We start from the raw sequence: 24,484 nt of genomic DNA on the forward strand, positions 1-24,484 counted from the left end.
AAAACCGGGCAAAAATACCCGGTTCTATTGTTTTTATTTTTTGATTAATCCTAATTCAATTAATCTTTCATGTAAAAATTCTCCTGCAGTCGTATCTTCATACAATTTAGGATGGTTTTCGTCTACACAATTTTCAAGAGCATTTAAAGACATTCCGCTTACAGGGTGCATAAAGAAAGGAATTGAATATCTTGAAGTTCCCCACAATTCTCTAGGCGGGTTTACCACTCTGTGAATCGTAGATTTCAGTTTGTTGTTGGTATGTCTCGATAACATATCTCCAACGTTGATCATCAATTCGTCCGGTTCTGCAATTGCATCAATCCAGTCTCCATTGTGATTTTGAACCTGAAGACCTTTCCCCTGAGAACCCATTAAAAGAGTAATCAAGTTGATGTCTCCATGTGCTGCAGCTCTTACGGCGTCATTTGGTTCTTCTGTAATAGGAGGGTAATGAATAGGTCTTAGAATAGAGTTTCCTTCTGCAATTTTATCATCAAAATAAAATTCATCAAGACCAAGATACAGAGCCAGAGCTCTCAGAACATATTGTCCTGTTTTTTCAAGCATTTGGTAAGTTTCCTTACCTACTTCGTTGAATTCTGGAAGTTCATCAACGATTACATTGTCCGGATACTCGCTTTTGTATTTTGAATCATCAGACACATACTGTCCGAAATGCCAAAATTCTTTCAAGTCTCCTTTTTTGAAGCCTTTTGCAGTCTCCTTACCGAATCCTACATAGCCTCTTTGTCCACCAATTCCCGGAATCTCATACTTCTGTTTTGTTTCCGTTGGTAATTCAAAAAAGTTTTTTACCTCTCCATACAATTCACTCACAAGCTTATCATCTAAGAAATGTCCTTTTAAGGCTACAAATCCGATTTCTTCATAAGCTTTTCCGATTTCATTTACAAATTTCTGTTTGCGTTCCGGTTCACCCGAAAGGAAATCACGCAGGTCTACACTAGGTATTTTGTCCATTTTAGAAATTTTTCGTGGTGCTAAATTACATTTTTTAAATTAATCTTTTTAGAGTTAAGTATTTATAAATTAAATTTGTCGTATGAAAAAATATTCTTCTAAAAGAAGTATTCAGATACTCGCACATCTTCTTCAACAGTACGGAATTTCAGACATTGTTATCTCACCAGGATCCAGAAATGCTCCTTTGGCGATTCATTTTTCAGAAATGGATAATTTTCATTGCTATAGCATTGTAGATGAGAGAAGTGCAGCTTTTGTAGGAATGGGAATGGCAAAAAGCGAGAAAAAGCCAGTTGCTATTACATGTACAAGCGGATCTGCTGCGTTAAATTATTATCCGGCAATTGCAGAAGCGTTTTATCAGAATATTCCTTTGTTGATCTTAACTGCAGACAGACCTACGGATTTTGTAGACCTTTTTGACGGACAGACCATCAGACAGAATAATATTTTTCATCAGCATTCCTACGGAGACTTCCAGCTTTTGGAAGACAGTAAAGAGAATGCAGAAGACCTGAATTTTGAAACCATTAAAAAAGCCATTGAACTTTGTTTTGAAAAACAAGGTCCGGTTCATATCAATATTCCGTTAGAAGAACCTTTGTATGAGTTGGTTTCAGAGCTTCCGACTTTCCCAACGGTGGAAAAGACCATCAAGCAAAAAGATTATGAAATTCCGTCTAATTTGATTGCAGACTGGAATACCTCTCAAAGAATCATGTTGTTGGTAGGGACAAGAGATTACAGCCCGGAATTGGAAAATCAATTAACACAGTTGGTGAAAAATCATTCTGTAGTGGTATTGAGTGAGGCAAATTCTAATCTGCATCACGAAAAATTCTTTAAACATATTGACCGTTATATTTATAATTTCACAGAGGAAGATTTTAAAACCTATGCTCCGGATTTATTGATTACGGTAGGTCAGAATGTGGTATCAAAAAAAGTAAAACAGTTTTTAAGAAAGGCACATCCAAAACAACATTGGCATTTGGATGAGGTTTGGCAACCAGATACTTATTTTGCATTAACTGAAAAAGTTGAAGTAAAGCCCGAAGTTTTCTTTTCTAAATTGTTGAAATTTGTTAGTCTTGAGCCAAAGCCTTACTTTAACCTTTGGGATGTTTTAAGAGATAAAAAGGATGCGAAACATGAGTCTTTTCTGAACAAGATCGATTTTTCAGATTTTTATTTCTTCAATAAAGCTTCTCAGACTATTCCTGAGAATTATAATATTCATTTTAGTAATAGTTCGGCAATCAGATACGCACAGTTATTTGATTTCGGAAAAAGTAAGATCTACTGTAACAGAGGGACGAGCGGAATAGATGGCTCTACTTCTACAGCAATGGGATTTGCCATTAAAAATGCGAATCCGACGTTGTTAATTACTGGAGATTTAAGTTTTTTCTATGACATCAATGGACTTTGGAATCAATACATTCCGCCATTTGTAAGGGTGATTATTTTTAATAATGGAGAAGGGAATATCTTTAAAATTATTCCGGGACCTGGAAATGCAAATCCGAATACATTAGATGAATTTATTGCGACAAAGCATCATAAGAATGCGGAGCATTTAGCAAAGCATTTTGGTTTTTCTTACATCAAAGTTGAAGACGAACCAACATTAGACAGGGTAATGGAGAATTTCTTCAAAGCAGATATCCAACCGAAAATTTTAGAAGTAAATACCTACGGGAAAAATAGTGCAGATATTCTGAAAGCTTATTTTGACTTTATGAAAGAAAATTAATTCTACCTATAAATAATAAAAAAGCATCCCTATTCTAAAATACGGATGCTTTTTTATTTAGCTATACATTCCTTTTAATTAAATATCAAGATATTCCTCATTATCCGGAAGATTGATAATTCTGTCGATAGGATAAATAAACATATCATCAAAATCATTTAAGGCGTTAATCAACTGAAAATGTGAAAACTGTTTGATGTTTTGCAAAGTGATCTCAGCTTCTTTAATTTTTTTCTGTTTTAGCAGGTTCTGTCTTTGTACCCCGTTTAGAAGATAGGTGGAAGGAGTAAACCAGTCTTTCCCTTTTAGAAATAAAAGGTTGGAGAAAGAAGTATCTGTAATGTGATTGTTTTTTACAATAATGATTTCCTCAGTTTTCGCTTTCATCTTCATTTTATCAAGCTCTTTTCGGTCTTCAGACTTAAAAGAATAATCGAAGCTGTTGTTTTCTACTAACTGAAAGTCTGCTATTTCAGGAATCGCATAAGGAATCATCTGAGTGCGTACTTTTTTATCCAGATCATACACGAATCTAAGCTTGAAAAGACCGTCTTCATCATGTTCCAGTTTTTCATATATTTTTTTCAGGTCAATAGAACCTTCCTTTCCAAAATGTGAAAAAGTCTGATTGATCCGTTTTTGGTGAAGTTCCAAAAGGAAAACTTCCTGATCCTCTACTTTAATGCTCTCAATGAATTGGGACATATATTTTGTTTTTCATTTCCTGATATTCGTCTTCTAATTTACTCATATGCGTTATTCCGCCTCCGCTTTTGAAATAAAGGTCTTCCCCTTCTTTTTCTATAAAACGTATCATTACACAGCTGTCTAGGTTTTTACCGTCAAACCAACCGCAAACGCCGGTGTAATATCCTCTTTCGTATCCTTCTGCAGTAAGGATGATTTCTAAAGTTTTAGGTTTTGGAGCACCTAAAATAGAACCGGCAGGAAGCAGTTTTTTCATAATGCTGCCTACTTTTCCATCAAATTCAGGTTTTAAAGATCCTGAAATCTCAGAGCTCATGGCAAATAAATCTTTTTGTTGTGTTTTTATAAAATCAATGTATTGGAACTTGTCTACCTTTACATCATCAGCTACCATGCTCAAATCGTTTCGAAGTAAATCGACTACCGTATAATGTTCCGCTTTTTCTTTCTTGTCATTTTTCAGAATTTCTGCAGCATTATCCAAAGAAGCATCTATGGTTCCTTTCATAGGGTATGTCAGAATTTTTCCATCGATAATTTTTACAAAAGTTTCAGGAGAAAAAAATACAAAAAAATCTTTATAAAAAACCTTGTATTTTGCAGTTGAATGATAAAAAATCTCTTCCAGTGTTAAATTTGTTTCAATTTTGGTTTTTCGCGTATAATTAACAAGATACGAGTTTCCGAAACGAATATTTTTCTGAACTTCATTAAATCCCTTTTCAAAGCTTTCTTGAGTTTCCGGAAAAGAGGTCCATTCTACTTTTTTATTTAACTCTGAGGTGCTTTCTGTGTTTGAAAAGTTTTGAAAATCAATAAGTAATCCTGATTCTCTGATGTCGGTTTCTTTGAAGACTTCCACATTCTCTCCAAGAAAATCGATGATGAAGAAATAGGGAACCTTCTGAAGAGAAAGTTCGTCCATTTCCATAAATTTTTGATGATTCATTGAAAACATTCGACAAAAGTAATTATTGATGTTTACTTTTGCACAAAATTTTTTTGATGCAGAACAAATATCCACAGAAACCGGGAATTGATTTTATTTTGAAGCAGGCTTTTTTCTATTGGAATAAGACATTGGTTTTTCAGCTTATGTTTTCAATTATTTATTTTGCCGTTTTTTTTACCTCACTTTTTTTCTTTGCTTCCAAATATGGAATTTGGGATCAGCAACAGGAGTTGATAGAAGCTTTTAAGGTAAGTACTGAAGTTTATGTTCAAAAAGCAGCTGAGTTAGGAGCTACAGATAATTCCCGATACTTCAGCTATGCATTTTTGGGAACTCTTGTTTTTCTTTATCCTTTAAATATTGGTTTTTTTCAAATTTTCAGAAAGATTGATTTAAAAGAAAAAATAGAAATCTCAGATTTATTTATAGGGTATAATGGACTTAATTTCTTTAAATATGTAGGATATTCTTTATTTTGGATTTTAATCTATTTTATGACAGCTCAAACAATTATTTTACCAGTGATATGGGTATTGGTAACGTTTTTTGTAGCGCCTCTTATGTTCTTTAATAACAGAAGAAGTTTTGAAGCCATCTCTCTAAATTTTAAAGTGCTGAAAGGTAATTTTATAGAAATTTTTGTTTGTGTTCTTGTTGCTTTTTTATTTAAATATGTTGGTTTCGCAGTATTCTTTATCGGTGGGTTGTTTACTTTCCCGTTTTGGAATGCAATGATTTATTCCCTTTATAAAGTAGTTTTTACAGATAAAAGTTAAATTTTCAGATACTTAACAGTTGTTTTATCAAAAAAAATTAAATTTGATAAACCATAAAATATTAACCATGTCTGAATTTAACGAATTTGACCAACAAGGTTCAGTGCCTAATCGGGATACAGGATCTATTATTTCGCATGCCTTCGAAATGTATAAAGGTGTTTTTCTATACGCAATTGTAAGTATGATCATTTATGTGATTGCGGATTCAATTTTAGAATCAATTGTAGGATTTAATCTTTGGAGTTTTGGAGAAACGATTAGAGACACCGACGGAGATTTTTCTAACTACAATTATCATTATTCCCCGGGTTTTTCTTTGTATTACTCTTTTTCCGGAGTTTTAGGAGCTTTATTGTCTCCAATTTATGTGGGATTAATTTATATGACCAATAAGTACAATAATAAGGCTGCAATAGAATTTTCGGATTTGTTTATCGGATATAGACAAAATTTTGTTAACATTCTTATTTACAGTTTGATTACTCATGTTTTGTTAAGAATTGCATTGGCAATGTGTGGAATTCCTTTCTTTTTGGTTTTTCCTTTCTTCTTACTGGGTTATCCTATTTTACTTTTTGAAAATGCGACGGCTACAGACGCGATGGGAAAAGCATATAATATTGCAAAAGATAATTACGGAACATTCTTTGTTGTTTCCCTTTTAGGATTAATATTAAGTTTTTCGGGACTTCTTGCATGTTGTATCGGAGTACTTTTAACAGGATCTTTCATGACGACAGTAATGTATTCTTCCTATTGTGCCTATTTAGGAAAACCAAGGCAGATAACATATAATAAATAATGATGAATAAAGATAAACAAATCAGCAGCGTTGCTATCAAGCAGGTTTCATTGCTTGCTATTATTTTAATTTTAACGGGGTTAATTTGTTTTAATCTTTCCTTGTTTATTCCTTCTGTTTTAGGAGCAATTACGATCTACGTCGTTTGTAGAAAGTACAATTTCTATCTTCAGGAAGAGAAAAAATGGAAACCTTGGCTTTCCTCATTGGTTTTGATGCTTGCGAGTTTGATTATTCTTATTCTGCCGGTTTATTTTATTGCTGATCTTTTGATTCAGAAATTAGGAAATGCACAAGCTTACATGGAGAAGTTTAATGTGTTTCTGGAGAAAATACATACCTATATTTATTCAAAAACAGACTTTGATATTTTGAGTAAAGAAAACATGGATAAACTGAAAAGCAATGTCGGTCAGTTTTCAACAAAGGCTGTGAGTGGTACTTTCAATACTCTTACAGTGATTATGTCCATGTATTTTATTCTCTATTTCATGCTGGAAAGACCTAGGTTTTTTGAAAGAATTATCGCTTCTTCCGCTCCTTTAAAAAGAGCCAATGTTGCCTTAATCGGTGAAAAAATGAGAAAACTGATTATCGCCAATGCCATCGGAATTCCTGTTGTTGCAATGGGGCAAGGTCTTGTGGCTTTGGTAGGATATTTCATTTTTGGAGCGCCAAGTCCAGTACTGCTTTTTGCGCTTACTGCGGCTGCATCAATGATTCCGGTAGTAGGAGCAGCGATTGTATATGTTCCGATCTGTATTTTTATGATTGCAGAAGGAAATACAGGACAGGGAATAGGATTAGCAGCCTATTGTATTGTAATTGTAGGATTAACAGATAATCTTTTACGATTTACCTTATTGAAAAAATTAGAAGATATTCACCCTTTAAATACTGTTTTCGGAATTATTATGGGGATGAATTTATTTGGCTTTATGGGGCTTATTTTTGGACCGATTCTGATCTCTTTAACCCTTCTTTTGATTCAGGTGTACAGAAACGAATTTTCAGAGGAAAGTACCCCGGATCTTAAACTTCCGGATAGTGATGATGAAACAGATAATAAAATTGATATAATAGTATAAAAGTGGAAGGAATAAACCCTGAAATATTAAAAGAAATTTGTGTTGTTAAAATGCCTTTCGGGAAATACGAAGGAACAATTCTAGCAGATTTACCGATAAGCTATCTTGAATGGTTTCACCGTAAAGGAATGCCGAATGGAAAACTGGGAATGCAGCTTTCAACGATTTATGAAATTAAATTAAATGGTTTGATGGATCTGTTAATTCCTCTTCGTGGAGGATCTGTAAATTATCAAAAACTCAATCCAAAAACGTTTAAATTCTAAAAACTAATTTCGGCGGCATCGAAGATGCCGCCGAAAAATAATAGTATGATTTCTGATTCAATTTATTTTTTTATTGCCGGATTAGTAGCTTTTTTTCAAGGGAGAAGTTACTATAACAATGCTAACGAGATTTATTATGAAGAATATGATAAAGCAATAAGCTGGGTAAGAAGAAAATTTCTTTTCTTACACAAACCTTCATCCATGCGGTTTTTAGGAGGTGTACTCATGTTAATAGGGATAATAAACTTTTTCCTTGTTTTTTATACATTATTTAAATCGTACTTCTAATCCCTCAAAGCTGCAATTTCATCTCTTAACTTAGCTGCCTTTATAAAATCAAGGCTTTTCGCCGCTGCTTCCATTTCTTTCTGCTTCTGGGTGATGATTTTTTCTACATCTTCAGAAGTATAAGAAGCTTTTGTTTCTGCAACTTTCTGTAAAATTTCCTTTTGAGTATATTTTTCGTCTGGGAAATCCTTACTTCGTCCCACTAAATTTTCAGATATTTTTTTGTTCAGTGCTTGAGGCACTTTTCCGTGCTCTTCGTTATATTGCATTTGCTTGGCGCGACGATATTCCGTTTCATCAAGAGTAGCCTGCATCGATTTTGTAATTTTATCGGCGTACATGATGGCTTTTCCATTGACGTTTCTTGCAGCACGACCTACCGTTTGGATCATAGATCTTCTGCTTCGTAACATTCCTTCCTTATCAGCATCAAGAATAGCCACCAATGAAACTTCAGGTAAGTCTAACCCCTCTCGAAGTAAATTGACTCCAATTAAAACATCAAAAAGACCAATACGTAGATCATGCATGATCTGAATACGCTCTAATGTTTCTACATCAGAATGAATATATCTTGTTCGTATTCCAAATTTTACAAAGTATTTCGTTAGTTCTTCCGCCATTTTTTTTGTCAGCGTTGTGACCAAAACTCTTTCATCGACATCTGCTCTTTTCTGAATTTCTTCCATTAAATCATCAATCTGATTTAATGAAGGTCTTACTTCGATAATAGGGTCTAAAAGTCCGGTTGGGCGGATGATCTGTTCAATATATTCTCCTCCGGTTCTTTCCAGTTCATAATCTGCCGGTGTTGCAGAAACATAAATCACCTGATTCTGCATACTTTCGAACTCCTGAAATTTTAATGGTCGATTATCCATCGCAGCAGGAAGTCGGAAACCATATTCTACCAAAGCCTCCTTTCTGCTTCGGTCACCTCCATACATCGCATGAACTTGTGGAACAGTAACGTGACTTTCATCAATCACCATCAAAAAGTCTTTCGGAAAATAATCAATCAGACAGAAAGGTCGGGTTCCTGGCTCTCTTCCATCTAAATATCTTGAATAATTCTCAATTCCCGAACAATAACCAAGCTCTTTGATCATTTCTAAATCGAGTTCGGTTCTTTCCTGTAATCTTTTAGCTTCTAAAGGCTTTTCGACAGAATTAAAGAAATCGACCTGCTTTACCATATCATCCTGAATTTCCCGAATTGCTCCATTCAGAGTTTCCTTTGAGGTTACAAATAAATTAGCAGGATAAATTTGTATCTGCTCAAAATTTGAGGTTACATTTCCTGAAACAGGATCAAAACTCTGTATTTTTTCAATCTCATCACCAAAAAATTGAATTCTTATGGCGTTGTCTGCATAAGCAGGAAATACATCAATGACATCACCTTTTACACGGAATGTTCCTCTTTGGAATTCATTTAAAGTTCTTGCATATAATGCGTTAACCAATGAATGAAGTAAAGCAGTTCTCGTTGTTTTCTCTCCTAATTCAAGAGAAATAAGTGATTTGTGAAATTCATTTGGGTTTCCAATACCATAAATACAGGAAACAGAAGCAACAATCAACACATCTCTTCTTCCGGAAAGCAAACTTGCAGTGGCCGAAAGACGAAGTTTTTCTACTTCTTCATTAATACTTAAATCTTTTTCAATATACGTTCCAGAGCTTGCAATATAAGCTTCAGGCTGATAATAGTCGTAGTAACTTACAAAATATTCAACCGCATTTTCCGGGAAGAATTCTTTGAACTCCATGAAAAGTTGAGCTGCCAAGGTTTTGTTATGAGCTAAAACTAGAGTAGGTCTTTGAACATTATTCACAACATTAGCAACTGTAAAGGTTTTTCCGGATCCTGTTACCCCCAATAACGTTTGATATTTCTCGCCGATTTCTATTCCATCGGTAAGCTTTTCGATTGCTTTTGGCTGATCTCCGGTTGGCTGATATTCTGACTGAAGTTTGAATTGCATCTAACAAAATTACAAAATAAAACCGTTCAGAAACTTCTGAACGGTTTTTAATCATCATCATTTGTGTTTATTGAAAATTCATTGTAAGAGGTAACTTAAAAACCGTTTGAATAGGTTTCCCATCTGCTGTTGCGGGTGTCCATGTTTTATTGGCAACAACTTCTTTTATGGTGCGTAATGCTTCATTGTTGAAAGTTTGTGTTTTTCCGTCTGCTTTTATATTGGTGATTTTACCGCTTTCATCTATTGATAAATAAATATCCGTTTTCATAGTTCCTTTTTCATCTTTTCCGAAAACAGAAGAGTCGAATTTGTTGGCAAATTGTTTTCTTAGTTCACCGGAACCTCCCGGAAATTCTGCCTGAACTAAATTTTCAGCAGGAGGTGGGGGAGCTGGAATTGCCAAATCAGTAACTGTATTATCATTAGTCTTAACTGGTTTAACTTCTATAGTTTTTGCAGTTACTTTTGTTTTGGGAGTGATAGTATCTCTTTTTGTTGAATTGCTTGCTGCTTTAAATCCCATTATGATTTTACCGCCTTCTTGTTGATATTTTTTAAAATATTCATTCGTCATTAAGTCAACCTGATAAGGCTGTGGATTTTTTTTGCTGATGGCATTTGGCGATCTTTTACTAATGAATTTATGCGAAAAGTCTGTTGGAATGTAATTTTTTAAAGTCTGATTATCCGTTTTCTTTCCATCAATCCATAATCCATATTTACTTGAATTTGTAAAATCATGCAGATCTTTAGCTGATGGTGAGCTTTTTTCAAATTTCTTTGAATTGATAAAAACAATAAAGGTTTCTTCTTTTTGTGCAGTTGTCAATTCATTATAAAGTTCAGATAATTTTTCTCTGTCAGATGTAGTAATCGCCTTTTCAAATCTTGCATATTCTTTTTTGTCTAAAAGATCAGAGTATTTTTCTAAGATCTGTTTGAAATCCGAATAGGGGTCATTCAACGTAATTGCAGAAATAAGATTTTTCTTTTCTTGAATGAAGTTCTCTGAGTTTTCTTTTGCATAAGCTTTATCAACAAAGAATACTGCTAAAGCTGCAAATGCAGGAATTGTAAGATACTTTTTTGTGTTCGCAAATTTTGAATTTTTTCTTGTCATCATAATAAATCGTTTTTTGGTGTTGTTGAAATTGAATTGGTGGATCAGTTTCAAATTCTGTTGTTTAAGGATTTCTGACAGAATTAGTTCCTGATAATTTTTGATGTTTTTATTGTGATCAATTACTTCTCCATCAGCAATAAATTCATGATTGGTCACCATTGCTCTTTTGTAGAGGTAAATAAATGGATTAAACCATGATGTTATTTTGAGAATTTCTACTAATAAAACATCCGCGGTATGCTTTTGTTTGACATGAATTTCTTCATGAAGAAAAATACTGTTCTCAATAGTATTCTCCTTAAAATAATCTTTAGCAATATAAATGGTATTCATAAAACTAAAGGGAGGAGTATTGTGCTCAAGCATTTTAACAATTCTTCCCTGATAGATAATTTTACGTCCTTTCAGACTTTTAATTTTATAGATTGAAAAGAGAAGCTTACACAATAAAATTCCTGATATCAGAAGATAAACGGGAAGAATTAAAGAAGTATAATCAAACGCTTCATGGGGTGCAGCAATCTGAGTGTAAGAAACGGTCTGCTGAATTTCTTCTTTTTGAAAAAGTATTTTTTCTGTAGGCGCTTTTTGTTGCGTTTGTATCGTAATAAAAGGAATCACATAAGAAAATACTAAGGCAAAAATCAGGAAAAATCGGTTGAAAACAAATATTTTTTCTTTGGCTAGGAATATATAATAACATCCAAGCAGAATTCCCGAACAGATAACGATTTTTAAAGCAATAGTTTCCATGTTTATTCTTTTATCTGTTGATCGATAATGTCACGAAGTTCTTTAAGCTCTTTCTGAGTCAGTTTAGAATTTGACGTAAAAAACGATGCAAACTGAGAAACTGAACTGTTGAAAAATCGATCAATCATTGAAGTCATTTCCTCTTTGAAGTATTCGCTTTTTGCCACTTTAGGATAGTATTCTCTCGAATTTCCATACAGGGTAAAACCTACCAAATCTTTATTTTGCATACGCTTTAAAAGGGTAGCAACTGTTGTAGGAGCAGGTTTAGGTTCAGGATATGATTCTAAAATCTCTTTCATGAAAACCTTTTCTTTCTCCCAGAGGATTTCCATGAGTATTTTTTCGGTAGAAGTGAGCTTTATTTCTTTCATATTTCTACGTTTTGATATTTTGTTCTACAAATGTAGAGTTAAATTTTAATTACACAAATTTTTTATGGCATTATTTTTCCTCTCATCTTTATAACCTCTTAAATATCAAATATGAAAATCAGCAATTATCTTTCAGGAATCCTTTGTATTGTAATTTTTTTGTCATCTTGTAAAAAGACCATCGCCCAACAAGCAAAGTCAGATGGAAGCGCAGAAACGCTAGAACCAAACACTTCCTACAAACCTGCTTTTGTTGGGCAAACAAGAATTAAAGCTGTAAAAACGATAACACCTTATAAAGTAGAAGTATTAACTAAAAGTTTAGGTAGACCATGGGGAATTATTAATTTACCGGATGGAAGATTTCTAATTACCGAAAAAACTGGCTTTATGAATGTTATTTCTACTGACGGAAAACAGATTTCAAAAATTGAAGGATTTCCAAAAGTTGATTCGAAAGGACAGGGCGGAATGCTTGATGTTGCTCTTGATCCTGATTTCAAATTAAATAATATTATTTTTTTCAGTTTTTCAGAGCCTTTTGGTAAAGGGAACCTAACTTCTGTAGCCAAAGGGAAACTATCTCAAGATTTGAAGTCTATTTCTGAAATACAAGTGATTTTCCGGGCGGAACCTTCATATGATGGCGATAAACATTACGGAAGCCGATTGGTTTTTGATAAAGATGGAAATCTGTTTGTAAGTACAGGAGAGCGTTCAGATAAGCAAACCAGAGTGTATGCTCAAAAAACAGATAATTATTTAGGGAAAGTTTTAAAAATAACGAAGGATGGAAAACCGGCGCCGGGAAACCCATTCATTGCTAAAGTTGGATATAAGCCTGAAATTTATGCTTACGGAATCAGGAATCCGCAAGGTTTGGCGATAGATCCAAACGGAAATCTTTGGGATGTGGAAATGGGACCGAGAGGAGGAGATGAAATCAATTTAATTCAACCCGGAAAAAATTATGGTTGGGGCGATGTAACCTATGGAATTGAATATTCAGGTGAAAAGATAAATGGCGGTACAACTCAGAAAGCAGGCACAGAACAGCCTGTTTATTATTGGGATCCTGTAGTGTCTCCGAGTGGAATCACTTTCTATACGGGCAATATTGAAGAATGGAAAAATAATTTATTCATCGGTTGTCTGAGTGGGGAGCATATCAACAGAATTGTGATGAAAAATAATAAAGTCGTAGGGGAAGAGCGATTGCTTTTAGATCAGAAAGAAAGATTCCGAGATGTATTGAACGGAATGGACGGAAATCTGTATGCGGTAACCGACAGTGGAAAATTATATAAAATTTCGAAAAAATAATAAAAGAAAAACGCCTGAAATTTTCAGGCGTTTTTTTATTTAAAAACTATTAATCAATCTGTTCAATCCTTCGGTAAGAATTTCCTGAGAGGTTGAGAAGCATATTCTAACGTGTCCTTCCGCTCCTTTTCCGAACCATCTTTCCGAACCGGGAACAATCGCTACTTTACCTTGCTGTAAAACATGTTGTGCAAATGCTTCACTTGACATTCCGTTTTCAATCTTAGGGAAAATTACGAAGGTAGCTTCAGGTAAATTGGGTGTTAAAATTCCTGAATTGCTCAACATACTGTGTGCAAGATCTCTGTTGTGCTGTAAGTGCGTCAAGAAATCGTTGAACCAAGGTTTTGCTCTGTCAATGGCTACACTTGCCGCGATCTGAGATAGGGTAGAAACCCCTTCAATAGTGGAATTAAAGTTTGATTTTTCTGTAAAATCATCCAAAAGATCCTGATCGTTACATAAAACAGCTCCAATTCTTAATCCCGCAATACCGAAAGATTTTGAAAATCCGAAAACGGTAAAGCTTTTCTTTTTAGCTTCTTCAGAAACCGAAGAGTAGGTGTTAAACTCTCTTTTGTCATATACAATATCACTCCAGATTTCGTCACTCATTACCCAAAGATCATGAGCTGCAGCAATCTCAGAAATCTTCTTTAAAACTTCTTTAGAATATACTCTTCCTACAGGATTGTGAGGGTTACAAATGCTGATAAGTTTGGTTTTCGGACCAATTAAAGAAACCAGCATTTCAAAATCGATGTCTCCTGTTTTAGAATCAACTGCACATAGTTTGATGTTTCCACCAACAGCATCCACAGTTTTTTTGAATAAGAAATCAACCGGATCAAAAATAATGGCTTCATCTCCGGGATTCAAAACATATTTGGCTACCATGAACATTCCCATTGCGGCGCTGTTTACCGCTAAAACATTTTCAGGAGTAAAGCTTCCGTTTTTTCCGGTATTGAAATGTTCTGCAACACTTTTTTTGAACTCAGGAATTCCTGAAAAAGGACCGTAACTAAGGTATCCGTCTTTGATGTATTCAATAATTCCGTTTTCGATTTCCTTTGACATTCTGAAATCCGGATCTGCCGCCGTAAGAGGAATAATTCCGTCTTCCAATGTTGCCCATCTTCCGTTGTAGGCTTTTCTTTTCAGGGCTTCGAAATTAATATCGTTATTTGTAAACATATTATTTATATGAAATGGGTAATGTATTTTTAGGTTGTTCGCTTAGCGGTAAAAGGAATTGATTCAGCAATGCTCTTCCGTTTTTGATGTGGATCTCAATCTCAGGTTTTCTTTCCTCTTCATATTTTTTGAAGGTTTCCTGAAGATTGTTTCCTTCCAATAAAAGCTGAGTCAATGTGTAAGAGTCTTTTAAAGCAGAAGTGACTCCCTGACTTGTAAAAGGAATCAATGGATGTGCAGAATCTCCTATGAATACTACGTTTTCATGATAGAAAGGATTTAGTTCTTCTAATTCATAGACTCTCCAAATGTGAGCATTTTCATAGCTTGAACCTTCAATGATAGATGAAATCAGAGGATTCCAGTCCCCGAAATGATCCTGCATGAATTGTTTAATGCAATCCGGAGTATAATCTTCATTGATGAAGAATTTACTGATGTCAAACTGGCAATACCAAAGAATTTTTGAAGGAGACAGTTTTAGAACTCCAAAAGTAAGACCTCCGTTTTCATGGTGAAATTTCAGGAAGTTACTTTCAATTTGACTGGCCAATTCTTCGTTTTCGATAATGTTTACCACTTCATTTTCAAGAACGGCTTTCATCGTCTCATGCTCGAAAATTGTTCTTCTGATCCTGCTTCTGGATCCGTCTGAAGCTACTACAATGTCAGCTTCTAATGGTGTATTTTCATCAAGGGTAATATCTGCTTTTCCATGGGAAAATCCATTTAAGGCAACTGTCGTTTCGTAAGAAATTTTTTCTGCAGGGATTCCTTTTGCTAAAATTTCTATTAATGCACTTCTGGAAACTACAAATACATCATCAAGGTCTTTTTCTGAGATGAGTTCTCCGCCTTGGCTGTAATGAAGGTATTTTTTAAGAAAGCTTCCTTTTGTATAAAGATCGTCAATATTAATAATGCTTGAAAGATGTTCTATCCCTTCTTTTGGAAGGATAAATCCGTGTCCTTTCAGATCGTTTGGGGTTCTTCTTTCATAGATGTGGTAGTCAATATTATTTTTTTCCAAATAATTGGCCATACTCAATCCGGAAACTCCGGCTCCTATGATTGCAACTTTGCTCATCCTTTTAATTTAAATCGTATTGTTAGTTTTGTTTTTTTAATTTGTAACGTTATGAATCGATAAAACTTGGTACACTGTAGTAAATATTTAAATCCAACAGCTTATTCCTTCTAATCGATACATGAATTGATTTCTTTAATTGTAATATGAATATCAAAAAAAGAAAAATAGAGTAATAATATCAGAGGTGTGATATTATTTTAAAAATAAAAAGATTATTCCGGTGCTTTGAAGATATTATCATCGGAATGGAATCCTGCAACACCACCGCTTACGGCAAATTTCATGGCAGAAGCAGCGGTCATACCCACTACAGGTTTGATATTTTTTTCTTCAGTTACAATTACCCAGCCGGAAATCGCATAAGAATGGGGAAGGTAGACTGCAACAAAGTTGTCTTTACCCACGTCTGCCATTTCTTTCTGTGTTAAAAAACCGATTCTCCATATTTCAGGATTTTCATTGGTTTTTACCCAAACAGGATCGTTGAATTTTTTAGTGTCTCCCACAAACGAAGACATCACGTCTTTTGTAGGGGAATAAATATGTTTAATACCCGGAGTTTTTTCTAAAATCCTGTCTATGGCATCTACAAAAAATCTGCCGACAACAAATTTGTTTCCTAAGTAACCGAGTAATGCCGTACTTAATAATAAGGAGATAAAAACTATTCCGGGAGCTTCTTTAGAAATAGAAGGGACAATATTATCTATGGAAGTGACAATATACCAGATGACAAAAACCGTAAGCCCGATTGGACCGATAATAAGCAAGCCCTGAAAAAAATTCTTCAGGAAGTAGCTCATAATATTTTCAAAGGTCGGTTTTTTCAAAATCTATTTTTATCCGTGGATGCTTTCTTTGTTTCCGTATGATTGAATGATTTTAGCTTCGTATTCCAGCCATTCTTCCCAACGTTGGTTTACTTTTTCAGGATCGCCAAGCTGTCTTGCAAATCCGATAAAAGTGGTGTAATGATTGGCTTCTGAAATCATTAATTCTTTGTAGAACGTTTTCAGTTCTTCGTCTTTGATGTTTTCTGTCAGCACTTTAAATCTTTCACAGCTTCTTGCTTCGATCATGGCTGCGAAAAGCATTTTATCAACGATTAGATCATCTCTGTTGCCTCCTTTCTGAATGAAATTAACAAGTTCATTCACGTAATCATCTTTTCTGGTACGTCCGAAAGTATAGCCACGTTTTTTTATAATCTCATGAACCTGATTAAAATGATCTAATTCTTCCTGAGCAATTGCCAAAAGTTCCGTTACAATTTCCGGATATTCCGGAAGCATGGTAATAAGCCCGATCGCGTTGGTTGCTGCTTTTTGCTCGCACCAAGCATGGTCGGTTAAAATTTCCTGAAGGTTTCCTTCTGCAATATTTGCCCACCTTGGATCGGTAGGAAGTTTCAGCTTAAACATGACTTAAAAAATTTTTGTAAAATTAAAATAATTTGCAATAAGAATATTATTTTATTTCAAATTGGCTTTTATGCAGATGTTGATGCGGTTTTCTTTCTCAAAAATTCCAGTATTTTCCATCCGAAACTGTCAAATTTCTTTAATCCGGCTGCAATAATGAATGCTAAAATGACATTTACTATGTAAATAAGGATCATTAAAATCCACCATGGCATATTTTCTTTTAACGGAACGACTAAGAAATAAACCAAAGAAGAGCTAATTCCCTGAGCGAAATAAAAGAAGATCGCATTTTTACCAATGTGAGTGATAAAGCTTTCTTTTGAAATTTTAAGCCTGTTATAAAAAACAAATAATGTGGTAAGAGAGAATAGCGTCCAGATAATATAAATAGTAGTGGGAGGGAATTTATTTTTATTGATTTTGTAGAAAACGTCTTTTCCGTAATAAGAAAACATCCATAGTAAAGCTAAGGCAACAACACTATATAATACAGGAATTAGTTTGGTTGGGATTTTTTTGCCTTTCATTTGATGAGCAACCAGGAAAACAGTCATATAAAAAGCCACATATCCTACTTGTCCCGATGGATAATATTCTGGAAATACATTAAAAATTATTGTCAGTGCAATACAGATTCCGATAAACCAGTTGATGTGTTTCGGGAAAAATTTTAGAATTAAAACACCAAAAACGCTTAATATAAAATAGACTTTAAGATACCAGAAACTTCCCATTACAACAGGAAATGTATCTGCATTGGTGTACTGGTGAAGATACCAGTTTCCGAGATTTTGCCATTGTGGCTGTGTGGAAATATTTATTGCAGCATACTTAGAACCAAAAGTGGAGTAGAAGTTGTGGAGCCATTCAAGAGAGAAAAAGGCGAGTCCGAAAACTTTAAAGAGGTAATCTAAAAAGAAAAGCAGTGTTACAAAGATCATATACGTGATCTGCAACTTTAAAAGCCTGTAAAATGTTTTTTCTATGTTTGAACCTGAAGTAATTCCGCTTAAAGCATAAAATAAAGCGACGTCAAAAACTAACGAGAAAACTCTCACTTCAGGAGCAATATAAAACTGACCGGACCAAAATGCGGTATGAATGAAAATAATCGAAAGTGTTGCTAGTCCTTTAGCAAAGTCTATATAAAGATCTCTGTTCATGATGATGTAATCTGGGCTCAAAAGTAAATAAACTTTATGAATTTTTTTGACAAAGAAAAAGAGACAGGAACTAGGCCTGCCTCTTAAGAAAGATATTTCAAAAAGGATGTTACTTTAAATTTTTAAATTCTTCTGCAGAAATTTCTCCATTCTGGATTTGTTTCAACTCCTCTAGATATTGCTTCATATAATTATCAAGCTCCGGATATTGAGAATTTTTTGCCATTTTATATGTTCCGTTCAAAACGCCCTGATAATAATAAAAGAAGTTATAATCAAAAGCAGAAGCGGAAAGATCATACTGGCCCAGCAAGAACCCCAGACGAACAGCAGATCTTCTTTGTGGTGGTGTTCCGTGATGTCCTGCGCTTGTTGTTTGATAATCTCCGATGCTTTGTGCAAATTCATAAGCCGCGGCAATTTGCGCAAAACTGGTCTGATTGTAACCGTTTGGTCTTCTCAGATAATATCCGGCAAAACCATCAGCTTCCAGTTCGTTTGGTCTTGCAGTTGACTCACTTACAGAAGGCAATCCGAATATGTACTGCAATTGATGACCATATTCATGGGCCAGAATCATTGCGTTAACAATATTTCCGCCTTTGTTTTTTGCATCTGCATAAATGGCATAACCGTAATAAATCTTTCCTGTAGAATAGGAAATTGCATTGTATGTTGAATTCGGATTGGAAGGGTCATTTACAAATCTCAATGTTGGAGCCGTTCTTCCCCACATACCAGCAATTGTGGTCATCTGAGAATTCATAAAATTAGTGTCTGCGGAATTGGGCAATGTCGTTGTGAGAACTGCAGATGAACTCCAGTACTGGTCTACATAATAACAGACTTTTTCCAGTTCGTTCGGTTGGTCTATCTTTAAGTTTTCTGTTTGCTGCTCCTGCTGAACAGGAGTTTCCAGAGTGTCGTCGTTACATGCTGATAATGAGAGTGCAGCAATTGCTCCCAATACTATTGGGAAGTGGAGTTTTCTTTTCATATATATTAAATATTTGGTGTAAACGAAGTTATTAATTTAAACGAAAAATATTATCACTTTATTGTGAAAAATTATTCAAAACATAGTTAAAAAAATATTTGAAAAAAGATTGGATTGAATTTGAGCGGATTAGAAAATATTTCTTATATTTGCACCTCGAAATAACTAAAAATTTATAAACAATGTTTGCAATTGTAGAAATAGCAGGGCTTCAATACAAAGTTGAGCAAGACCAAAAGTTGTTTGTGAACCGTTTAGCAGGAGACAAAGGAGGTAAAGTATCTTTCGATAAAGTACTTCTTACTGTAAACGGAGCAATCACAGTAGGCGCCCCAGCTGTAAGCGGAATCACTGTAGAAGCAGAGATCCTAGATCACGTAAAAGCTGATAAAGTAATCGTTTTCAAAAAGAAAAGAAGAAAAGGTTACAAAGTGAAAAACGGTCACAGACAGTCATTAACTCAGATCAAAATCACTGGTATTACAGGATTTGACGGAGCTAAGAAAGAAACTAAAGCTAAAAAAGCTCCTAAGACTGAGGAGGTTAGCGCAGAATAATTGTTAAACCACACAAAACCTTAAAATAAAATGGCACATAAGAAAGGAGTTGGTAGTTCCAAAAACGGTAGAGAATCTCACTCTAAAAGATTAGGTGTAAAGATTTTCGGAGGTCAGGAAGCTATTGCTGGAAATATTATTGTTAGACAAAGAGGTACTCAACACCACCCAGGTGCAAACGTAGGGATCGGTAAAGACCACACTTTGTTCGCTCTAGTAGACGGTAAAGTAGTTTTCACTAAGAAAGCAAACAACAGATCTTTTGTATCTGTAGAAACAAACGCATAATTTAAGCGTTTATAAAAATTAAAATCCTCAACAATTTGTTGAGGATTTTTTTTTGTCCTTTTTCTAGTTAAAGTTTTATCCTATGCGTTTGTAGACGAATTCTTTGCATGCTTGATGATGCCCCAATAAAAATGAATTACGGAGGCTGAAAAGAAAATAAAGTGGATGCTACTTAAAACAAAATCTATTATTTATTGCAGTCGAAGGGGAAAGACTTCTTTGTAAAAATGTATATATTGTGGCCTATTGCAACGGCTGTAAAGATTATCCGGTAGCATCTTAATAAAAAAACTCCTTCAAATCGAAGGAGTTTTATATTTTAAAAGCCAACCTGGAAACCGGCTTTAATACCAAATGTTGAAATATCCGGCCTGTCCAGATAATTTCCTCTCCAGTTGAAATCTACTCTGAAGATTCTAAGATTTCCAAAACCGATGTTTTCAATTCCTACTCCATATTCATAGTAAATATGTTCGCTTGGCGCTGAATATTTAAATCCTGCAACGTTAATTGCTTTTGAAGCGTCACTCAAAGTTCCGTAAGCGCCTCTAAGGAATGCAATTTCTCTTAATTTCAATTTCTTGATCAAAGGAATGTAAGAAAGGATTTTCCCGTTGAAATGATGCTCCAAATGAAGTGTTGTATAAGTATCTGCTACAAACTCATAATAATTAAGCTGTGCAAACGTATTCTGTGCTAAACTATAAGACTGGTTTCCTGGAATCACGTTTTGTAAAGCCAAAGGAACGGTGTTGAAGTTTTTTCCGGCTTCAAAATTCACTAATGTTTTTCCCCAGCTTCCGATCAGAACAGGTTTGTAGAACATGAACTGTAATTTGTTATAATTAAAGTCAGATCCGAATAAGCCTTCAATACCTCTTGTGTATTTTAAAACGATCGTTGGAGCTAGTGTTCCGTGTTCATATCGGTCGATTCCTGTTTGAGAGAATTTTGCACCCGGTCTTGCGATTAAACTTAATGTAAAGTGAGAATCGTTAGTGGTTTGTCTCAAATCTCCGTTTTTGTAATACATTAAATTAAAACCTGAAGGATTAGCAGATTTAATACTCTGCATTGTTCCGTCTAATCTGATCTGGAAGTTTTTCCAAGGTTCAATAGAAGTGAAGATATTGGTTTGATTTACAGAGCTTAATGATGCGTTTTCCCCTCTTGCAAATAACGTTGAAGAAGCAAATGTTCTTGCCATGATTCCATCGTCATTGGTCAGTTGAACTCCCAATTGTAAGATGTCTCTTCTTGTTCCTGCTCCAACAGTGAATCTGTTGACTCTGTTAAACATGAATCTTGCTTCCGCACCATATTTTACCTGTTGATCTTTGAATCCATAAGCGGTGTAAAACTGAACTCTCCAAGGGTCGTTTCTGGTGAAATAAGTTCTTGCTCCCAATCGAATTCTGTCGCCTTCTATTTCGTTCTTCCCGTAAATAGAGAAAATAGGACCTAAATCTATTCCTTTGACAACGTTATAGTATCCTGATCCCAATGTTTCGTATAACTTAACGATTCGATTGAATTTTGGTGTTTGCTGAAGTTTGTCAAGCATATCATAAATTCCCTGTTCGCTTTTTGATAGTGAATCAGGTCTTGATTTCAGCCAATAAGCATCGTCTTTATCAACGAATTTATCGTCGTATTCTTCTTCTTTTCTCTTGAAAATATTGTCTTCGAGAGGTTTGTTGAACTGATATTCTGAATAATCGACAGATCTTTTGGCGACAATGCTTTTTGAAGTTTTCTTTTTGGAAAAAGGAGTCATTTCAATTTCCGTAACAAATTTTCTAGGTAAGAAAGTGTTTTCGTCCGGATTGTCGTATTCTAATTCTGTCGAAATTCCATTAATGAAATTGACATTGATCTTCTGAGTAGATTTTAAAATTGCCCCTAAAACAGCATAGCTGTCTGTGTCAATATATAAATAGCCTTGAAATGCTAAAACTTCAGTTCTTTTAGGCTGATAACGGATTTTAAAAGCTCTTTCTCCGCGAATGGAAATGGTGTCTACCAAATTATAATCATAGGTGCTGAAACCTGTTTCTCCAACCGGACTTGGAAATCCAATGTCAAAATAGTTTAAGGTGTTATCGTAAATATTAATATCACGATACAGGTTTTTAGCAGTTAAAGTAATGATTTGGTTATCTTGGAATCCTGAGGTCTTTTGAGCAATTAAAAGCCTTTTGCTTCTTTTTGAAGGTCTGTTTTCGCCGTAGTTTTCATAGATGGCTTCATTTAAAAAAACAGGAAGTCCGATCTTTCCGCTTGCTGTAGAGTCTTTATAATCAAAAATAAATTCCAGTTTATTGAAGATCTTTCTCTTCATGAATGTGCTGTCTAGATTGTTGGCATCAAACTGAATTTTTTCATATTCTTTATATGTGTATGTGTCGAATTTGTCCAACCCATTATTTCTTTTTCTTGCCCATACTTTCTGCATAATAGCATAAGCGGGGTTTTCTTTTTTGTTTTTGAATTTCGGGCGTTCGTTGTTAATGACTACCGCTTCAATATTGCCTACTTTCTCCGCAGACATTTTAATGAGTAAATTCTCAAAGCTTGCAGGAGTAATACCTATGCTTTCTACAGCGTAATTTTTTTTCTGAAATCTAAGCTTGTAAATAATCGTGTCAGATTGTATGCTGAAGTTTGCTGATGATGTGGTAGTGTAACGAGTGTTACTGTCGTTGATAAATATATCTACACCTGTAATAGGGATATTTGTTTTCTCATCAATAATTTTTCCGGTTGCCGAGTTCTGAGCCTGTATGTAGCCGAAAAAAATAAAGGAAAAACAGGAAAGATAGTATTTAAAATTGTTAGTTAACATCATTTGTTTCTTCAAGCATTTAGCATAATCAAAAACTGTGCTGCTTTGCAAAGTATTTAAAAGGTTTTGCGGTTGGTTTATAAAACTGCAAAGTTAACGAAAATAACCCTACTAATATTGTGATAGATAGAAGGTTTCTTCAATGAAATAAAAATTATCATTTGAAAAATAGTAAGGGGCAAAAGTGAAAAAGGCTTACATCTATTTTTGTAAGCCTGTTTTAATTGTTTTTCGTTTATTGTTTAATGATTTTATGGACAGTGGTGCCTTTGTTGGTGTTTATTTTCAAAAGGTATGTTGCTCTAGGTAATGTAGAAATGTTAATTTCTATTTGAGAGGATTTCTGAGATAAAACTTCACGTCCGCTGCTGTCTAAGATGCTTGTGCTGATAATTGTATCCGGAGATATAATATTTATTTTTGAAGTTGTTGGGTTAGGATAAACTGAGATTTGATTCTCTAGAGAAGTTTCTGTAACAGAGAGTTTTTCCGGACATTGTGTATGCATGTATATAGGTGTGTTTTTTGAAATGATTGTTCCGTCTCCCAGCTGTCCGAAATCATTGTATCCCCAAGTCCAAAGAGTGTTGTCGTTTTTAAGGACGACTTGATGAGCGTTGGAATAGTTATTGACTGTCTTCCAATCATTGCTTGTTCCTTGCTGTGTTGGTATTGTTTTATTGATATAAGTTCCGTCACCTAGTTGCCCGTAGGTGTTGTTTCCCCAGCTCCAAAGAGTTCCGTTGTTTTTTATGGCTATGCTATGATAGTATCCTGTACATGCTTCTTTCCAGTCGTTTTCGGTCCCGATTTGTATTGCGTTTAATCTAGTAAATGTTGTTCCGTCACCTAGTTCTCCATATGCGTTGTATCCCCATCCCCAAAGAGTTCCGTTAGTTTTTATGGCTAGAGTATGAGCTCCTCCTGCTGTTACGGTTTTCCAATTTGTGTCACTTCCTTTCTGGGTGGGGATTGGCTGTATTCCTATTCCTCCTCCTAATTGTCCTATGTCATTATTTCCCCATCCCCATAAAGTACCGTTGTTTTTAATTGCCATGCTATATTCTTCTCCGGAAGTGATTGTTTTCCAGTCTGTATCTGTTCCAATCTGTACTGGAAGGTGGCGATTGATAAACGTATTGTCGCCAATTTGACCGTAATCATTGCTTCCCCATGCCCATAATGTGCCATCTGTTTTCAAGGCTAGGCTATGATGGAAACCGGCGCTAATGGATTTCCAGTTTGTGTCTGTTCCTATTTGTATGGGGGTCGTTTTGTTTGTGGTGCTTCCGTCTCCCACTTGTCCGCGGTGGTTCCATCCCCATGCCCATAATGTACCGTCGGTTTTAATTGCTAAAGCATGGTGGTATCCCCAGCTAGTGGCTTTCCAGTTGGTTGAGGTTCCTACCTGAATTGGTGTTGTTTGATTGTTGTTGTTTCCGATGCCAAGTTGTCCAATATTGTTCCATCCCCACGCCCATAAGGTTCCATCTTCTTTGATAGCTAAATTAGATCCGCCTCCTGAATCAAAAGCTTTCCAGCATTGGGCGTTGATAATCTGTATTACGAATAAAAAAAGTAAAATTGTAAATCTCATAGTAATAGTTTGTTGATTATTAAAGATATACATTTTTATTGAATATGTAATAAATTGGTTTTTGAATAAGTAAATGTCAAAAAGAAAAATTTTAGTAAAATAGGATAGCATGACATAAAAAAAGACCTACATT

Annotated in this window: 21 protein-coding genes and 1 pseudogene; 8 read left to right on the top strand and 14 right to left on the bottom strand. The window is 34.8% G+C overall.

Features of this window, described 5'->3' with window-relative positions:
- Positions 1-33: 33 nt before the first annotated feature.
- Entirely contained in the window at positions 34-984 is a 951-nt protein-coding gene (locus tag RM51_RS16210) for an isopenicillin N synthase family dioxygenase (RefSeq protein WP_039371952.1), read from the bottom strand.
- Positions 985-1,066: 82 nt separating this feature from the next.
- On the opposite strand from RM51_RS16210, the gene menD reads away from it, so the two are divergent.
- The gene (gene menD, locus RM51_RS16215) at positions 1,067-2,743 is read left to right on the top strand and encodes a 2-succinyl-5-enolpyruvyl-6-hydroxy-3-cyclohexene-1-carboxylic-acid synthase (protein ID WP_039371954.1); all 1,677 of its coding nucleotides are present in this window, start codon (positions 1,067-1,069) and stop codon (positions 2,741-2,743) included.
- Positions 2,744-2,821: 78 nt separating this feature from the next.
- Here menD and RM51_RS16220 read toward each other — a convergent pair whose 3' ends face one another.
- Entirely contained in the window at positions 2,822-3,448 is a 627-nt protein-coding gene (locus tag RM51_RS16220) for an aminotransferase class IV (protein ID WP_039371956.1), read from the bottom strand.
- Positions 3,432-4,409, bottom strand: coding sequence for an aminodeoxychorismate synthase component I (locus RM51_RS16225; RefSeq protein WP_039371958.1), 978 nt, complete (start codon positions 4,407-4,409; stop codon positions 3,432-3,434). The genes RM51_RS16220 and RM51_RS16225 overlap by 17 nt, the downstream gene beginning before the upstream one ends.
- 47 nt (positions 4,410-4,456) lie before the next feature.
- Here RM51_RS16225 and RM51_RS16230 point away from each other — a divergent pair, with 47 nt between their 5' ends.
- The 4 genes from RM51_RS16230 to RM51_RS16245 all read left to right on the top strand — a co-directional run bounded on the left by RM51_RS16230 (position 4,457) and on the right by RM51_RS16245 (position 7,338).
- Positions 4,457-5,179, top strand: a complete 723-nt coding sequence (locus tag RM51_RS16230; RefSeq protein ID WP_039371960.1) for a hypothetical protein — start codon at positions 4,457-4,459, stop codon at positions 5,177-5,179.
- 67 nt (positions 5,180-5,246) lie between these two features.
- Entirely contained in the window at positions 5,247-5,984 is a 738-nt protein-coding gene (locus tag RM51_RS16235; protein ID WP_039371962.1) for a hypothetical protein, read from the top strand.
- Positions 5,984-7,072 (top strand): AI-2E family transporter, encoded by a 1,089-nt coding sequence (locus RM51_RS16240; RefSeq protein WP_039371965.1) that lies wholly within the window; start codon positions 5,984-5,986, stop codon positions 7,070-7,072. The genes RM51_RS16235 and RM51_RS16240 overlap by 1 nt, the downstream gene beginning before the upstream one ends.
- Before the next feature lie 11 nt (positions 7,073-7,083).
- Positions 7,084-7,338, top strand: coding sequence for a DUF3820 family protein (locus tag RM51_RS16245; protein ID WP_052248539.1), 255 nt, complete (start codon positions 7,084-7,086; stop codon positions 7,336-7,338).
- 287 nt (positions 7,339-7,625) lie between these two features.
- Here RM51_RS16245 and uvrB read toward each other — a convergent pair whose 3' ends face one another.
- The 3 genes from uvrB to RM51_RS16265 all read right to left on the bottom strand — a co-directional run bounded on the left by uvrB (position 7,626) and on the right by RM51_RS16265 (position 11,870).
- On the bottom strand, positions 7,626-9,617 hold the full coding sequence (gene uvrB / locus RM51_RS16255; RefSeq protein ID WP_039371971.1) for an excinuclease ABC subunit UvrB: 1,992 nt from the start codon (positions 9,615-9,617) through the stop codon (positions 7,626-7,628).
- Positions 9,618-9,684: 67 nt separating this feature from the next.
- Positions 9,685-11,496, bottom strand: coding sequence for a M56 family metallopeptidase (locus tag RM51_RS16260; protein WP_039371973.1), 1,812 nt, complete (start codon positions 11,494-11,496; stop codon positions 9,685-9,687).
- 2 nt (positions 11,497-11,498) lie between these two features.
- Positions 11,499-11,870, bottom strand: a complete 372-nt coding sequence (locus RM51_RS16265) for a BlaI/MecI/CopY family transcriptional regulator (protein WP_039371977.1) — start codon at positions 11,868-11,870, stop codon at positions 11,499-11,501.
- A gap of 111 nt (positions 11,871-11,981) precedes the next feature.
- On the opposite strand from RM51_RS16265, the gene RM51_RS16270 reads away from it, so the two are divergent.
- Positions 11,982-13,193 carry a PQQ-dependent sugar dehydrogenase gene (locus RM51_RS16270; RefSeq protein ID WP_039371980.1) on the top strand — a complete coding sequence of 404 codons (1,212 nt, stop codon included), beginning with the start codon at positions 11,982-11,984 and terminating at the stop codon, positions 13,191-13,193.
- 39 nt (positions 13,194-13,232) lie between these two features.
- On the opposite strand, the gene RM51_RS16275 is transcribed toward RM51_RS16270, so the two are convergent.
- The 6 genes from RM51_RS16275 to RM51_RS16300 all read right to left on the bottom strand — a co-directional run bounded on the left by RM51_RS16275 (position 13,233) and on the right by RM51_RS16300 (position 19,064).
- Positions 13,233-14,390: a pyridoxal phosphate-dependent aminotransferase gene (locus RM51_RS16275; protein ID WP_039371983.1), complete on the bottom strand. Its 1,158-nt coding sequence runs from the start codon at positions 14,388-14,390 to the stop codon at positions 13,233-13,235.
- A gap of 1 nt (position 14,391) precedes the next feature.
- Complete coding sequence (locus RM51_RS16280; RefSeq protein WP_039371986.1) at positions 14,392-15,477, bottom strand: FAD-dependent oxidoreductase; 1,086 nt, start codon at positions 15,475-15,477, stop codon at positions 14,392-14,394.
- 215 nt (positions 15,478-15,692) lie between these two features.
- On the bottom strand, positions 15,693-16,310 hold the full coding sequence (locus tag RM51_RS16285; protein ID WP_039371989.1) for a DUF502 domain-containing protein: 618 nt from the start codon (positions 16,308-16,310) through the stop codon (positions 15,693-15,695).
- 9 nt (positions 16,311-16,319) lie between these two features.
- Positions 16,320-16,901 carry a tRNA-(ms[2]io[6]A)-hydroxylase gene (gene miaE, locus RM51_RS16290; protein ID WP_039371991.1) on the bottom strand — a complete coding sequence of 194 codons (582 nt, stop codon included), beginning with the start codon at positions 16,899-16,901 and terminating at the stop codon, positions 16,320-16,322.
- Between the two features lie 68 nt (positions 16,902-16,969).
- Entirely contained in the window at positions 16,970-18,067 is a 1,098-nt protein-coding gene (locus RM51_RS16295) for an acyltransferase family protein (RefSeq protein ID WP_039371993.1), read from the bottom strand.
- Between the two features lie 109 nt (positions 18,068-18,176).
- On the bottom strand, positions 18,177-19,064 hold the full coding sequence (locus tag RM51_RS16300) for a neutral zinc metallopeptidase (protein ID WP_039371995.1): 888 nt from the start codon (positions 19,062-19,064) through the stop codon (positions 18,177-18,179).
- A 182-nt stretch (positions 19,065-19,246) separates the two neighbouring features.
- Here RM51_RS16300 and rplU point away from each other — a divergent pair.
- Both rplU and rpmA read left to right on the top strand, forming a co-directional pair.
- Positions 19,247-19,618: pseudogene (rplU, locus tag RM51_RS16305) on the top strand (50S ribosomal protein L21); the annotation flags it as partial.
- A gap of 33 nt (positions 19,619-19,651) precedes the next feature.
- On the top strand, positions 19,652-19,909 hold the full coding sequence (gene rpmA / locus RM51_RS16310; RefSeq protein WP_039371998.1) for a 50S ribosomal protein L27: 258 nt from the start codon (positions 19,652-19,654) through the stop codon (positions 19,907-19,909).
- A 319-nt stretch (positions 19,910-20,228) separates the two neighbouring features.
- On the opposite strand, the gene RM51_RS16315 is transcribed toward rpmA, so the two are convergent.
- Together RM51_RS16315 and RM51_RS16320 are read right to left on the bottom strand one after the other, a co-directional pair.
- Positions 20,229-22,757 (bottom strand): DUF5686 family protein, encoded by a 2,529-nt coding sequence (locus RM51_RS16315; protein WP_228375826.1) that lies wholly within the window; start codon positions 22,755-22,757, stop codon positions 20,229-20,231.
- 232 nt (positions 22,758-22,989) lie between these two features.
- The gene (locus tag RM51_RS16320) at positions 22,990-24,351 is read right to left on the bottom strand and encodes a T9SS type A sorting domain-containing protein (RefSeq protein ID WP_165585016.1); all 1,362 of its coding nucleotides are present in this window, start codon (positions 24,349-24,351) and stop codon (positions 22,990-22,992) included.
- Between the last annotated feature and the right edge of the window lie 133 nt (positions 24,352-24,484).

The organism is Chryseobacterium taiwanense (genome assembly GCF_000813825.1).
GTDB classification, from domain to species: domain Bacteria; phylum Bacteroidota; class Bacteroidia; order Flavobacteriales; family Weeksellaceae; genus Chryseobacterium; species Chryseobacterium taiwanense.

Excerpts from the sequence above, each read along its gene's own strand:
- RM51_RS16210 (WP_039371952.1), bottom strand. The coding sequence starts at position 984 with ATGGACAAAATACCTAGTGTAGACCTGCGTGATTTCCTTTCGGGTGAA.
- menD (WP_039371954.1), top strand. The coding sequence starts at position 1,067 with ATGAAAAAATATTCTTCTAAAAGAAGTATTCAGATACTCGCACATCTT.
- RM51_RS16220 (WP_039371956.1), bottom strand. The coding sequence starts at position 3,448 with ATGTCCCAATTCATTGAGAGCATTAAAGTAGAGGATCAGGAAGTTTTC.
- RM51_RS16225 (WP_039371958.1), bottom strand. The coding sequence starts at position 4,409 with ATGTTTTCAATGAATCATCAAAAATTTATGGAAATGGACGAACTTTCT.
- RM51_RS16230 (WP_039371960.1), top strand. The coding sequence starts at position 4,457 with ATGCAGAACAAATATCCACAGAAACCGGGAATTGATTTTATTTTGAAG.
- RM51_RS16235 (WP_039371962.1), top strand. The coding sequence starts at position 5,247 with ATGTCTGAATTTAACGAATTTGACCAACAAGGTTCAGTGCCTAATCGG.
- RM51_RS16240 (WP_039371965.1), top strand. The coding sequence starts at position 5,984 with ATGATGAATAAAGATAAACAAATCAGCAGCGTTGCTATCAAGCAGGTT.
- uvrB (WP_039371971.1), bottom strand. The coding sequence starts at position 9,617 with ATGCAATTCAAACTTCAGTCAGAATATCAGCCAACCGGAGATCAGCCA.
- RM51_RS16260 (WP_039371973.1), bottom strand. The coding sequence starts at position 11,496 with ATGGAAACTATTGCTTTAAAAATCGTTATCTGTTCGGGAATTCTGCTT.
- RM51_RS16265 (WP_039371977.1), bottom strand. The coding sequence starts at position 11,870 with ATGAAAGAAATAAAGCTCACTTCTACCGAAAAAATACTCATGGAAATC.
- RM51_RS16270 (WP_039371980.1), top strand. The coding sequence starts at position 11,982 with ATGAAAATCAGCAATTATCTTTCAGGAATCCTTTGTATTGTAATTTTT.
- RM51_RS16275 (WP_039371983.1), bottom strand. The coding sequence starts at position 14,390 with ATGTTTACAAATAACGATATTAATTTCGAAGCCCTGAAAAGAAAAGCC.
- RM51_RS16280 (WP_039371986.1), bottom strand. The coding sequence starts at position 15,477 with ATGAGCAAAGTTGCAATCATAGGAGCCGGAGTTTCCGGATTGAGTATG.
- miaE (WP_039371991.1), bottom strand. The coding sequence starts at position 16,901 with ATGTTTAAGCTGAAACTTCCTACCGATCCAAGGTGGGCAAATATTGCA.
- RM51_RS16295 (WP_039371993.1), bottom strand. The coding sequence starts at position 18,067 with ATGAACAGAGATCTTTATATAGACTTTGCTAAAGGACTAGCAACACTT.
- RM51_RS16300 (WP_039371995.1), bottom strand. The coding sequence starts at position 19,064 with ATGAAAAGAAAACTCCACTTCCCAATAGTATTGGGAGCAATTGCTGCA.
- rpmA (WP_039371998.1), top strand. The coding sequence starts at position 19,652 with ATGGCACATAAGAAAGGAGTTGGTAGTTCCAAAAACGGTAGAGAATCT.
- RM51_RS16315 (WP_228375826.1), bottom strand. The coding sequence starts at position 22,757 with ATGATGTTAACTAACAATTTTAAATACTATCTTTCCTGTTTTTCCTTT.
- RM51_RS16320 (WP_165585016.1), bottom strand. The coding sequence starts at position 24,351 with ATGAGATTTACAATTTTACTTTTTTTATTCGTAATACAGATTATCAAC.